Annotated in this window: 11 protein-coding genes; 3 read left to right on the top strand and 8 right to left on the bottom strand. The window is 59.2% G+C overall.

Annotated features, from left to right (window positions below; genetic code table 11):
• Nucleotides 1–64: 64 nt before the first annotated feature.
• Both ACQZ5F_RS14745 and ACQZ5F_RS14740 read right to left on the bottom strand, forming a co-directional pair.
• The gene (locus ACQZ5F_RS14745) at nucleotides 65–1921 is read right to left on the bottom strand and encodes a TRAP transporter large permease (protein ID WP_225245659.1); all 1857 of its coding nucleotides are present in this window, start codon (nucleotides 1919–1921) and stop codon (nucleotides 65–67) included.
• Nucleotide 1922: 1 nt separating this feature from the next.
• Nucleotides 1923–2492 (bottom strand): TRAP transporter small permease subunit, encoded by a 570-nt coding sequence (locus ACQZ5F_RS14740; protein ID WP_312361174.1) that lies wholly within the window; start codon nucleotides 2490–2492, stop codon nucleotides 1923–1925.
• 419 nt (nucleotides 2493–2911) lie between these two features.
• Between ACQZ5F_RS14740 and ACQZ5F_RS14735 the strand changes: the two genes are divergently transcribed.
• Both ACQZ5F_RS14735 and ACQZ5F_RS14730 read left to right on the top strand, forming a co-directional pair.
• Nucleotides 2912–3136 (top strand): aa3-type cytochrome c oxidase subunit IV, encoded by a 225-nt coding sequence (locus ACQZ5F_RS14735; protein WP_046801378.1) that lies wholly within the window; start codon nucleotides 2912–2914, stop codon nucleotides 3134–3136.
• Between the two features lie 68 nt (nucleotides 3137–3204).
• Nucleotides 3205–3738, top strand: coding sequence for a hypothetical protein (locus ACQZ5F_RS14730; RefSeq protein WP_225338587.1), 534 nt, complete (start codon nucleotides 3205–3207; stop codon nucleotides 3736–3738).
• 50 nt (nucleotides 3739–3788) lie between these two features.
• Here ACQZ5F_RS14730 and ACQZ5F_RS14725 read toward each other — a convergent pair whose 3' ends face one another.
• Nucleotides 3789–5042, bottom strand: coding sequence for an NAD(P)/FAD-dependent oxidoreductase (locus tag ACQZ5F_RS14725; protein WP_225245660.1), 1254 nt, complete (start codon nucleotides 5040–5042; stop codon nucleotides 3789–3791).
• 328 nt (nucleotides 5043–5370) lie between these two features.
• Between ACQZ5F_RS14725 and ACQZ5F_RS14720 the strand changes: the two genes are divergently transcribed.
• Complete coding sequence (locus tag ACQZ5F_RS14720; RefSeq protein WP_225338586.1) at nucleotides 5371–7107, top strand: methyl-accepting chemotaxis protein; 1737 nt, start codon at nucleotides 5371–5373, stop codon at nucleotides 7105–7107.
• Between the two features lie 82 nt (nucleotides 7108–7189).
• Here the strand turns inward: ACQZ5F_RS14720 and ACQZ5F_RS14715 are convergent, their stop codons facing one another.
• The 5 genes from ACQZ5F_RS14715 to ACQZ5F_RS14695 are packed head-to-tail and all read right to left on the bottom strand — an operon-like array spanning nucleotide 7190 to nucleotide 12210.
• Complete coding sequence (locus ACQZ5F_RS14715; RefSeq protein ID WP_225338585.1) at nucleotides 7190–8497, bottom strand: LLM class flavin-dependent oxidoreductase; 1308 nt, start codon at nucleotides 8495–8497, stop codon at nucleotides 7190–7192.
• Nucleotides 8498–8523: 26 nt separating this feature from the next.
• On the bottom strand, nucleotides 8524–9870 hold the full coding sequence (locus ACQZ5F_RS14710; RefSeq protein WP_225338921.1) for an MmgE/PrpD family protein: 1347 nt from the start codon (nucleotides 9868–9870) through the stop codon (nucleotides 8524–8526).
• A gap of 4 nt (nucleotides 9871–9874) precedes the next feature.
• Complete coding sequence (locus ACQZ5F_RS14705; RefSeq protein WP_052818985.1) at nucleotides 9875–10675, bottom strand: amino acid ABC transporter ATP-binding protein; 801 nt, start codon at nucleotides 10673–10675, stop codon at nucleotides 9875–9877.
• Between the two features lie 12 nt (nucleotides 10676–10687).
• Nucleotides 10688–11470 carry an amino acid ABC transporter permease gene (locus ACQZ5F_RS14700; protein ID WP_052818986.1) on the bottom strand — a complete coding sequence of 261 codons (783 nt, stop codon included), beginning with the start codon at nucleotides 11468–11470 and terminating at the stop codon, nucleotides 10688–10690.
• Nucleotides 11467–12210 (bottom strand): amino acid ABC transporter permease, encoded by a 744-nt coding sequence (locus ACQZ5F_RS14695; RefSeq protein WP_225338584.1) that lies wholly within the window; start codon nucleotides 12208–12210, stop codon nucleotides 11467–11469. The genes ACQZ5F_RS14700 and ACQZ5F_RS14695 overlap by 4 nt, the downstream gene beginning before the upstream one ends.
• Between the last annotated feature and the right edge of the window lie 175 nt (nucleotides 12211–12385).

Genomic DNA, 12385 nt, shown 5'->3' with positions numbered 1-12385 from the left:
AATGGGTCGGCGCAGCGTTTCGCGGATCGCTCTCGATCACCGCCGCGCTGCGCCGGCCGTGCTTTTATGGCCCGATCTTGGGTGGCTGGCTAAGGTCGGGTTGGGTCGGCGCGGGCTGCTGAGGTTGCGGTCCGCCCAAATTGAGTGGTGGCAAACCGAGCGCCGGCGGTGCCGCCGGAGCCTGGTTCTCCTGGCCGGATGGGGCTGGAGCCGGCCCGCCGAGGTTGAGCGGCGGCAGGCCCATGGATGGCTGTTGCTGAGCACCGCCGCCGAGCGGAGGCAATGACAGGCCGTTGCTTCCCGGCCCGCCGGGTATCTCGATCTTGATGGTGCTGGGATCAACGCTGGTGTGGCCACTCTTGTACGTCAGGACCAAACCGGGGAATGCAATGACGACCAGGATCATCACAAACTGGATGACGATGTAGGGGAATACACCCTTGTATATTTCCGTTGTTTTCACGCCGGGCATTTTTTTGCCCGTTACCTTGTCCACCCAGGTGGAGTTGGGCGCGATTGAGCGCAGGAAGAAAAGCGAAAAACCGAAGGGCGGGGTCAGGAACGAGGTTTGGAGGTTGATGCCGAGAATGATGCCGAACCAGACGAGATCGATCCCGAGCTTGTCGGCTACCGGGGCGAGCAGCGGCACCATGATGAAGGCGATTTCAAAGAAGTCGAGGAAACAGCCCAAAATGAAAATGATGATCGTGACAACGATCAGGAAGCCGTATTCCCCACCGGGCAGGGCAAGCAGCAATTCCTCAATCCAGACATTGCCGTTGATGCCATAGAAGGTCAGGCCGAAAACGCGGGCGCCGATGAGGATCATCATGACGAAGGCGGAAAGCTTCGTCGTTGCATCCAGCGCGTTCTTGACGATCGCAAGCGAAAGTCTGCCTTTGGCGAGCGCGAGGATAAGCGCGCCGGTTGCGCCCATCGCGCCGCCTTCGGTCGGCGTGGCAATGCCGAGGAAGATGGTGCCGAGGACCAGGAATATGAGTGCCAGTGGCGGCACCAGAACGATGATGACCTGTTCGGCGAGGCGAGAAATGACCTTCTTGCTGGCGGTGCTATTAAAAATAGCAACGAGATAAACCGCAAATACGGCGAAGGCGAGCGCTGTGACGAGCCGCCATTCCGGGCTTGTTATGCCGCTGAAGAGCACATGCATGCCGAGGAAATAAAGCGCCACTGAAAGTGCGATCATCACCAGCAGCGAAGTGACGCCGTTTCCGAGAGTGCGGGCTTCTTTTGGAAGCGCGGGCACGAGCGCTGGTTTGAAAATCGAAATGGCGAAGATGTAGGCGCAATAAGTCGCGACGATCAAAAGCGCGGGGTAGAGTGCGCCGACATACATGTCACCCACCGAACGGCCGAGCTGGTCCGCCATGACGATCAGGACGAGAGACGGCGGGACGATCTGTGCCAGTGTTCCGGAGGCGGCGATCGTGCCCGCGACGAGCGGACGGTTATAGCCGTAACGCATCATGATCGGCAGCGAGATAAGGCCCATCGCCATGACGGAAGCCGCCACGACGCCGGTGGTGGCGCCGAGCAACGCGCCAACGAGAATGACCGCATAGGCAAGGCCGCCACGGATCGGACCGAAAAGCTGGCCTATCGTATCGAGAAGATCCTCCGCCATGCGGGAACGCTCGAGAATGATGCCCATGAAGGTGAAAAACGGGATCGACAACAGGGTATCATTATACATGATCCCGTAGATGCGTTCCGGATGAGATTGCAATAATGGCCAGAAGAGGCGGATTTCCGGAGAAATCCACGATAGCTCCACGCCCAGAGCGAAATAGATGAGGCCGCCGGCGGCCAGGGTGAAGGCAACGGGATAACCGAGCAACAGCATCAGCATCACGCTGCTGAACATGACCAGCGGCAGGTTGTGCGCAATCAAGTCTATCATGTCAGTTCCCTGCCGTGCCGTGGGTTTCTGTTTCGGAATCGGACAGCACCGTTTCGCGGGGATCATCAATATATCCCGCAATCACTGCATATCGCTTGATGATTTCCGAAAACGCCTGAAGCAGAAGCAGAGCAAAGCCCAGCAGGACGACAAGTTTTGCGGGCCAGATGATCAGCCCGCCGGCGTTGGACGACATTTCTCCGGATTTGAAGGAGACCCAGAACCACGGCCATGCCAGATAGGTCATCAATCCGGCAAATGGGACGAGGAAAATGATGTGAAGCACGAAATCGACGATGTCGCGCGTGCGCTTCGACCATGTGGACGACAGGATATCGATCCTTACATGTTCGTTCTTCAGAAGCGCGTAAGCCGCCGCCAGCATGAAAACGGTGCCGTAGAGATACCATTGCACCTCGAGCCATGCGTTTGACGACATGTCGAACATCTTGCGCACGACGGCATTGGTGGCGCTGATCAGGACGGCTGCCAGCAACAACCAGGACACAGACTGACCGATAACCGTGGTGACCGTATCAACGGCCCGGCTGATTCCCAAAAAAAATTTCACTTTCCCCTCCTCAGGACCAGATACAAGGTCCGGACCGCGGCTTTTTTAGTGGCGGCTTATTGAACTTGCCGCCAGGCAAGTTCGTTTTTTGTTGTTTGCAGGTGCTTATTGAACCGCTTTTCAAAAAGCAACTCAGAACGGTATGGTCATCCTCCGAGAACCCCGTATGGCAAGCACTTGCAATGATTTATCGTGCACTGATTTTGCCTTGGGCGCTACAGCATGGCCCTTCTGCTGCGGATTAAAATTCGTTTTTCCACGGATGTCGGAACCAGCCGGGTGGGTTGATGATCCATTGCACTTTTCAGCGACTTCATGTTACCTCTGGCTCCGGAGAATCCGGCGTATGCCCGTGATCGCGGGCAGGCCAAGTTCCCTCGCGATACGGGAATGTCGGATGGAGCAAAAGGGGAAGCGGAATGAGCGAACACCACACAGGCCCGGTCGAAGTTGGTGCCGAGATGAATTACGCCGAGCATGAAAAGACCTATAACGGTTTTCTGGCTTTGACGAAATACGGCACCATGCTTCTGTGCGTGCTGATGCTGGCCATGGTCGCTGGTTTCTTCGCGTCCGCGGGTTTTCTTGGCGGTCTTATCGTGTTTCTCGTGCTTTCTGCCGCAGGCTTTATTCTGCTGCGCTGAACGATCTCCTTCGCGAGCGGTTTCCCGGTGCGGAAACCCGGTGACGCCGGACATCGGAAAGGCCAGCCATGAAACGCCTGATATCCTGCCTGATCCTGTTCGCGGTGCTTTCACAGCCCGTTCTGTCGCGGGATCTTTTGCCGTCTGAGCAGGACAGGCTGCATACGCAGATTGAACGGTTCAGCGCCGCCTTGAACGGACAGGATTTCGAAACCGTCGGCAAGACGGTACCGCCCAAAATCTTCGAATTTATCGCAAGCGATGCGGGCGTGACCGTCGAGCAATTGCGCAGCGCCTTGACGACGCAGATGCAGATGGCGCTCGCAGCGGTCAAGATAACCGAATTCACCATGGATAAAGGCGCGATCAGCGTTGAGCAAACGCCTGATGGAACGCCCTATGCGCTCATTCCGACAAAGACGGTGATGGAAACCGGCGGGCAGACGATCGAGGCAAAATCCCATACACTGGCCTTGATGGACGGCACGGACTGGTATCTGCTGCGTGTGAGCGATCAGCAGCAGGTCACGATCCTGCGAAAAGTCTATCCGTCCTTCGCCACGGTGGAATTCCCTGACGATTCCATGCAGCCGGTGAAATAACCCGCATATTGCTGTCAGTGCAGCTTTGGGACGGGCTCCTCGTTCTTCGCTTACGAAAAACGCCCGGGTCGGAAAGGATCGACCGAAATCGTGGTCTCTTCGCCGTTCGCCAGCTGGGTCACGAGGCGGGCAGTGGCAGCTGATTGCGTCAGTCCGAGATGGCCATGGCCGAAGGCGTAGATGACGGAGGGTGTGGTACGCGCGGTGCTGATGACGGGAAGACAGTCCGGCATTGACGGGCGGAAACCCATCCATTGCGTTCCGCCTTCCATCTTGAGACCCGGCAGGAAGCGCCCCGCCTTTTTCAGCATCGCTTCCGACCGTTTGAAGTTCGGCTCCAGCTCCAGCCCACCGAGCTCGACCGCGCCGCCGACGCGGATGCCTGAAGAAAGCGGTGTCACGACAAAGCCGTGATCGTTGAAATAGAGCTGGCGCGTCAGGTTGAAGGCGCTTGCGGGCAGGGTGGTGTTGTAACCGCGCTCGGTTTCCAGCGGCACGATATTGCCAAGCGTCGCGGCAAGTTTCTTCGACCAGGCGCCGCAGGCGACTACCACCCTGTCGGCATCGATCTTGTCGCCATTTTCCAGGGTGACGATCGTGCTTTCACCAACGGCGTCGATGCGTTCCGCCTCACCCTTGCGCAGGCTTGCGCCGCGGGCAATCACCAGATCGAAAATGGCGCGGGTGAAATCAAAGGGGTCGGAGACCTGCAGGCCATCAGGTGAGAACATGGCATGGCGGAACTGCGGTGCAAGGCCCGGCTGCAGTTCGTCTATCTCATTACGGCCGACACGCTCAAAGGAGAAACCCGCGCGTTGCTTTTCATCCCAGTCCCTTGCCGCGGCATTCAAGCTTGCTTCGCTGTCATAGAGATCGAGTGTACCGGTTTTTGAAACGAAGGATGAAAGCTCCGGCATGGCGGCGACATGCGCCATTTCATTGGCGGCCAGCCGGTTGATCTCGCTGAGTACCCTCAGCCCATGACGAAAGTTGCGCTCGGCGCTGGCACGCCAGAAACGCCAGAGCCAGGGGGCAATCTTTGCGGCATAGGCTGGTGGCACGCTGAGCGGGCCGAGCGGATCGAAAAGCCAGCGTGGTGCTTTCTTCATGATGCCGGGTGAGGGTATGGGGATGATTTCCGGAAAGGCCAGGATGCCGGCATTGCCGGAACTTGCGCCGCGGGCAACTTCGCCGCGTTCCAGAAGAACAACCTCACGTCCGGCATTTTGCAGGTAAAGCGCCGCCATGGAACCGATAATGCCGGTGCCGATCACCAGCACGTCGCATTTCAGGGTTTTGGTCATTAGCGCTCCTGCAACACAAATCTTTCAAGCCCGCCATAACAATGAATGCGGTTTCAATGAAAGGCCGCATTGCGCCCCAGCCGCAGAAATATCAGCACTGTGGCAAATAAGCGGTCCACATCTGAGGAGATGCCACATGCTGGAGGGTTGGGGCCTCTCGGTTTTTTGTCAGCAAATTCGGCCTTTGAGACGATGGTTATAACTCATCATTAATCGCTATTTAACGGTGTCCCGCTAGTTTGCCTGCGGGCAGACCGATCGGTTTCATCTCTTGTTTATTCAGGGTTGAGGAGGTCCGCAAACTGGTCATTGTTGGGGGTTCGAAAGCATGTCTCACTTTTCTAAATTTGGTTTGGATGCATCTGCAGTGCTGGAAGCCCTGAACCGCTCACAGGCCATCATCGAGTTTGATCTGACCGGCAAGGTGCTCAAAGCGAACGATAATTTCTGCAAGGCCATCGGCTATAGCCAAAACGAGATCGTCGGGCTCCATCACCGCACGTTCCTTTCCGCCGAAGATGCGGCGTCTGCGTCGTACAAGGCTTTCTGGGAAAAACTGGCCCGCGGCGAGCACGACAAGGGGCAATATCGTCGGCGCGCGAAAAGCGGCGCGGATATCTGGATCGAAGCCTCCTACAATCCGGTTTTTCGTTTCGGCAAGCCCTACAAGGTGGTCAAGATCGCGACCGACATTACGGCCATCAAGCGCCAGAGCGCCGATGACAACGGCAAGCTCGCGGCACTCTCCCGTGCCCAGGCCATGATCGAGTTTTCGCCGGATGGAACGATCCTCAGCGCCAACGAAAATTTCCTCGAAGCGATGGGATATCAGGCGCAGGAGATCATCGGCAAGAACCACTCCATGTTCTGCGAACCTTCTTATGCCAGGTCGACGGAATACCGCACCTTCTGGGAAGAACTGCGAACCGGCCGTTTCTCCACCGGCCAGTTCATGCGGCTTGGCAAGGATGGCAAACGCATCTTCATCCAGGCATCGTATAATCCAATCCTCGATGATCGGGGGCAGGTCTTCAAGGTTGCCAAATTCGCCTTTGACGTGTCGGACCGGGTGCATGCCGTGGAAGAGCTCGGCGCGGCGCTGGAGCGGCTTTCCCAATGCAACATCCGCGTCACGCTGGACAAGCCGTTTGTCGGCGAGTTCGAGGGGCTGCGGCGGGACTTCAACAAGTCCATCGCGGAATTCCAGAAGACGCTGGAGAATGTTCTCGGCCAGACCGGCGACCTGACCCGCAGCAGCCAGGAAGTGAGCGAAGCCTCCGTCAATCTTGCCGAGCGCTCCCGCGAGCAGGCGGTGGCGCTGGAAGAGACCTCGGCAGCGCTTGAAGAGATAACCGCGACGGTTCGCTCGTCCACCGAGAACATGAAAGAGACACGCAAACTCGTGCAGAGCGCGCGGACATCCACGGTAGCCTCCACGGAAGTGGTTGAGCGGACGGTGAATGCGATGCAGCGCATCGAGACGGCATCGCGCGAAATCAGCCAGATCATCGGTGTTATCGACGAGATTGCTTTCCAGACCAACCTTCTGGCGCTGAATGCCGGCGTTGAGGCGGCGCGGGCGGGTGATGCCGGCAAGGGCTTTGCCGTGGTGGCGCAGGAAGTGCGCGAACTGGCGCAGCGTTCCGCCAATGCCGCCAAAGAAATCAAGGCGCTCATCAACAATTCCGGCAGCGAGGTTCTCGAAGGCGTCAGGCTGGTCGGGGAGACCGGCGAGGCTCTGAAGCAGATCGACGCGCTGGTCAGACACATCGACGGCAATGTCGAGATGATTTCAAAGGCGGCCGACGAACAGGCCGTTGGCATCAGCGAAATCAACAAGGCGGTCAACCGGCTCGACCGGATGACGCAGGAAAATGCGGCGATGAGTGCGCGCACCACCGCAATCAGCGCCACGCTGGCTCAGGGTGCCGATGTGCTTGCGCAGCTTGTCAGCCTGTTCAAACTGAACCGCCGTAACGTTCAGCGTGAAGACGGATCGTCCGTCCGGTCGGAATTTTCAAATGCCGGCCGGCGCGATCAACAGGCGGGGCGCGCTGCGGCGTGACAGGGCAGGGCATCTGCCCGCCCTGACTTGTCTATGAGATTTGGTGATGCGGATGCCTCCGGTCAAAGGCGTCCGCGCGCCGTTATGCCCGCAATGCCGGACGGTCGATGCCGAGATGGTCGCGCAGCGTCGTACCCTCGTAATCCCTGCGGAACAGGCCGCGCTCCTGCAAAAGCGGCACGACTTCGCGGTTGAACTCTTCCAGCCCGCCGGGGAAGAAGGGCGGCATGACGTTGAAGCCATCGGCGGCGCCATTTTCAAACCATTGCTGCATTCGGTCGGCCACGTCTTTCGCCGTGCCCATGACAATGTGGTGGCCGCGGCCGGCGGCGACACGCAGCGCGAGTTCGCGGATCGTCAGATTCTCCCGGCGTGCCAGCTCGGTCAGCAGTTCGGCGCGGCTGCGCAGCTGGTCGGAGATCGGCAAATCCGGCAACGGGCCGTCGAGATCGTATTCAGTAAGGCTGTGGCCGATGCGTTCCTCAAGCAGTGGCATGGCGTTCTTGATGTCCGTCCAGCGGTTCAGTTCCTTCAGCTTTTCACCTGCCTCTTCGAAGCTTCTGCCGATGATCGGCATGAAGCCCGGCATCACGGCCACACTTGCCGGATCGCGGCCGAATTTCTCCACGCGGGCTTTAAGGCTCGTATAAAAGGCCTGTGCTTCGGAAATCGCCTGCTGGGCGGTGAAGACGATATCGGCGGTGCGGGCGGCGAGATCCTGTCCCGGGCCGGAAGAGCCGGCCTGAATGAGCACAGGGTGCCCCTGCGGCGAGCGCGGAATATTGAGCGGTCCCTTGACCGTGAAATATTTGCCTTCGTGATTGAGGATATGGACCTTTTCCGGATCGACGTAACGGCCTGTCTGCTTGTCCTTGACGAAGGCGTCGTCATCCCAGCTGTCCCACAGGCCACGAACGACATTCACATATTCTTCCGCCACCGCATAGCGCTCGTCATGCTCAGGGTGGTCCTTGGAGAAGTTTGCCGCCGTGCGGGCATAGGAGGTGGTGACGATGTTCCAGGCCGCGCGACCGTGGCTGAGATGATCGATGGAAGCGAAGGCGCGGGCGGTGTGATAGGGCTCGCCATAGGTGGTGGAGGCGGTGGCGGCCAGCCCGATCTTGTCGGTCACCATGGCAAGTGCGGCAAGCAGGGTCAGCGGCTCGAAGCGGGCTATCATCGACGGATGGGCGTCGACGCCGCTGGTCAGGCCGTCGGCGAGGAAAACCATGTCGAACTTCGCCGCCTCGGCCATTTTGGTAACACGGGTGAGCAGATCGAAATTCTCGCTGCCAGCTTCCGCATCGGGGTGACGCCAGCCGGAAACGTGGTGCCCCGCGCCCTGCAGGAAAAGGCCGAGATGCATTTGTCTTTTGCGGGTCGTAGTCATGGGGTCATGCCTTCATGTCGGTCGAGTTATATTTCAGTTGCCAGAAGCGTTTCGAGCTTCCTGAGATCGGCTGCGGTTTTCATGGATCGCACCAGTGCCGGAATTTCGGCGAATTTCTTATTGCCGCCGGTGGCATCGGCGAATTTCTCCGTTGGATCGTCGATGCCGGGCAGGCCGTCGATGCGGCGTGACAGCAACGTGCCGTCTTTCTTTGTCACATCGATGACCACGAAACGGGTGGTCGGATCGGGGGACAGGCGACGGGCTGTTTCATCATGCCGGCGCGAGACTTTTGCCGAAAGTGTAAGCAAGTCGGCGCGTGCCGGGCGCTCGTCGAAATGGCCAATCCCGAGTGCTCCATCCGCAAGCGCTGCGGCAAAAACATATTCGGCGCTGAAGCGCGCATCGATGCCGGTCGTGGGCGTGGCGGGGCCGACGAGGGCCGCATCGCCGCCCGGCGGGAAGGTGATGATAACAGTTGCGATCTCGTCCGGCGTCAGATCATGCGCGCTGCGCAGTGCCAGCGCGCCGACAGCGACGGGGTGGGCGGCGGTGCAGCAGGGAAAGGCCTTGAGCGTCAAGCCGGGCGAGACGATCTGCCAGGGTGCGCCCCAGCCAGACAAGACCCGTTTTGGTTGCTCTGCACCGAAGGCGAAGGCGGAATAAAAGCCGATGGGGTTTTCCAGAAAATCCGGGGCGCCCTGAAACCCTGACCGCGCCAGCCGCGCGGCGGTGAGGCCGGCGCGGGTGGCAAGCCCGGCATGCAGCGGCTTGGCATCGAACCCGAATTGCAGACGCAGCCCGGCCGATTGCGTGGCGGCGAGGCCAAGTGCGACAGCTGTGGTCTGCGGATCGAATTTCAGGAGATGGGCGATGGCAGCGGCAGCACCGATGGGACCGAGCGTCGCGGTTGCGTGAAAGCCATTTTCGTAATGTTTGGTGCCGAGCGACAGGCCAATCCGCGCCATCGTCTCCAGCCCGACAATATAGGCGGCGATGAGGGCATCCGCCGTCGAATTTTCCTCGACAGCAACGGTCAGAAGTGCGGGAATGATGGCGACGGTGGGGTGACCGCGCACGCTGCCATGCACATCGTCATAATCAAGCACATGGCCGGAATGGCCGTTGATGAGGGCGGCCGTAAAGACATCGGTGCGCAGATCGTGGCCGATAATGCCCGCCGTGCCTGAGGTGCCCGAGGTAAAGCTGTCGATCAGGATTTTGGTGCTTCTGTCGGCAGCACCGCCCAGTACGCAGGCGAAAAAATCGATCAGCGCCGTGCGGGCAATCGTCACGGCCTCATCGTCGCGCAGCGGATCGGAAGCGGCGATGGCTTCGGCCAGATGAAGGGTGAGTTTTTCCTCGGCGGCCATGGCGTCAGATCCCTTCGCCATCATTGAGCCGTGCCGCCTGTCCTCCCAGACCCTTGACGAAGGCGTTGATGCGCGGGTTGGTCGACTTGTAGAAGATATGGTCAGGCGTGCCCTGGTCAACGATCAGGCCATTTTCAGTGAAAACGATATTGTCGCTGATTTCCTCGGCAAAACGCATTTCGTGCGTGACGAGAATGCTGGTCATGCCGTCATTGACGAGATCGCGGATGACGGCGAGCACTTCGCCCACGGTTTCCGGATCGAGCGCGGAAGTAACCTCATCGAACAGCACCAGTTCCGGCCGCATGGCCAATGCACGGGCGATGGCCACGCGCTGCTGCTGGCCGCCGGAAAGCTGGCCGGGATAGGCATCGACTTTCTGGGAGAGGCGTACTTTTTCCAGTAGTTCACGGGCGTGGCGTTCTGCTTCCGCCTTCGGCGTGCCGAGGATTTTGATCGGCGCGATGGTGATGTTTTCCATGACGGTCAGATGCGGGAAGAGGTTGAACTGCTGGAAGACGATGCCGATGCGCTTGCGCAGCGCTATGCGCTCGGCCTCGGTTTTCAGCAGGTCGACACGGGTGCCGCCGACGGTGATCTTGCCGGATTGCGGAATGAGCAGGCCGTTGATGCAGCGCAGGATCGTGGATTTGCCGGAGCCGGAAGGGCCGATGATGGAGACGGCGTCGCCCTTGTTCACCGTAAGATCGATGCCCTTCAGAACCTGATTGTCACCGAAGGACAGGTGTATGCCTTCCAGTTCTACCAGAGCTTTTGCGTTGGTTTGTGGTGCGGGTGCGGACATGGCTTGTTCCAATCAGCGGGAAGCGAAGCGCCGCTCGAGGCGCTGCGTGAAACGGGAGACGGGATAGCAGAACAGGAAGAACGCCATCAGAACGGTGAGATAAACGACGACGGTGAAGTCATTGCGCTGCACGGCGGTGCTGGCATCTGTCGCGGCATGCAGAAGCTCATGTACGCCAACCAGCGAGGCAAGCGCCGTGCCCATGGTGATGGAGGCATAAAGGTTCATCCATGGCGGCAGCGAACGTTTCACGCATTGCGGCAGGATGATCCAGCGCAGCGTCTGATTGCGCGAAAAACCAAGGCCCTGCGCGGCCTCCCATTGCGCGGTGGGGATGGACTGGATGGCGCCGCGGGTGATTTCGGCGATATGGGCGCTGGCCGGAATGGCAAGCCCGACCACGGCCTTGATCCAGTCCGGAAACGGAATGTAGTTGCCGAAGGCGACGATCTCGAAGGGGAAAATGTAAGTCGCGGCGAAGATCAGCACCAGATGCGGGGCGTTGCGGAAAATCTGCACATAGGTGAGCGCCGGCGCCCGCACCAGACGATAGGGCGCAAGCTCCATGATGCCGAGCAGGACGCCGATGAAAGTACCGATGGCGATCGCCAGAATGCTGATCAGCACATTCATGGCAAAACCCTTGGCCAGATAGGGCAGCCATTGCAGCAGCACCTGGCCGAGCGAGGGATCGAGAACCAGCCATGACACGACGGCAATCAGCACGCCGAGCAGCAGAATGGTGCCGAAGGGCAGCTTTTTTGCCGCCCGCGTTTGAGAAACCACCGCGCTCATTGACCGAACCCCGGAACCGCAAGACGTCGCTCAAGCCAGAGACCGGCCCTTGCGACGATGAAATTGATGACGCTGAAGAAGATCAGAATGACGAGCATCAGCTCGACCACATTGTCGCGCTGCGTCCAGATCAAGATCGAGGCATAGGTGATTTCACCGACCGCAATTGCCGAGCCGACCGTGGTGAGCTTCACCAGATTGACGAGGTTGTTGATGATGGAGGGCAGCGCCGTGCGGATCGCCAGCGGAAACTCCACGTAACGCAAAACCTCGAAGGAGCTGAAACCGATCGCACGTGCCGCCTCGATGGTGGTGGCTGGAACCGCCTCGATGCCGCCGCGCAACGCCTCCGCATGGAAGGCGGCAATGTGCAGGCCGGTAATGGCGACGACCCAGAAGAACGGCGTCAGCGGGTTGTTCTGCGCGCCGCCCAGCGCATTGGAAATCAGCATGTTGAGCACGAGGAAACCGCACATCAGCTGCACCAGCGTCGGCGTGTTGCGCGTCAGTTCCACATAGGCGCGCACCGGGCCGGCGAGCCAGACTTTGCCTGACGTCAGCATGGCCGCGAAAATGAAGCCGAAGATGAGGCTGAGCGGCAAGGTAACGGCGACGAGGATGAGCGTCATCTTCATGCCATCAAGCCAGATCTGAACCTCGTAACCGCTGTTCAGAAAATCATAGTTGAGGCCGAGATGCGCGGCGAGTTCAATGAAGCGCGCTGTAAATGAATCCTGCATCGGAAATCCATGCTGTTATCGCGGAACCGCTGGGTGGGCGGCGCCAGAATGGCCTGCCTTGTTATAAAGCAGAAAAGAACGGCAGGCGAAACCGGCCGTTCCTGATGGTCATGGGAAACCATTCCGCCTGTTCGGCATCATCCTCACCCTTCGGTGAGGACAGGCATGGAACGGA

The organism is Agrobacterium sp. 22-210-1 (assembly GCF_053522525.1).
The sequence above is the reverse complement of the archived record's forward strand: the minus strand, read 5'-3'. Positions and strand labels throughout refer to the sequence as shown.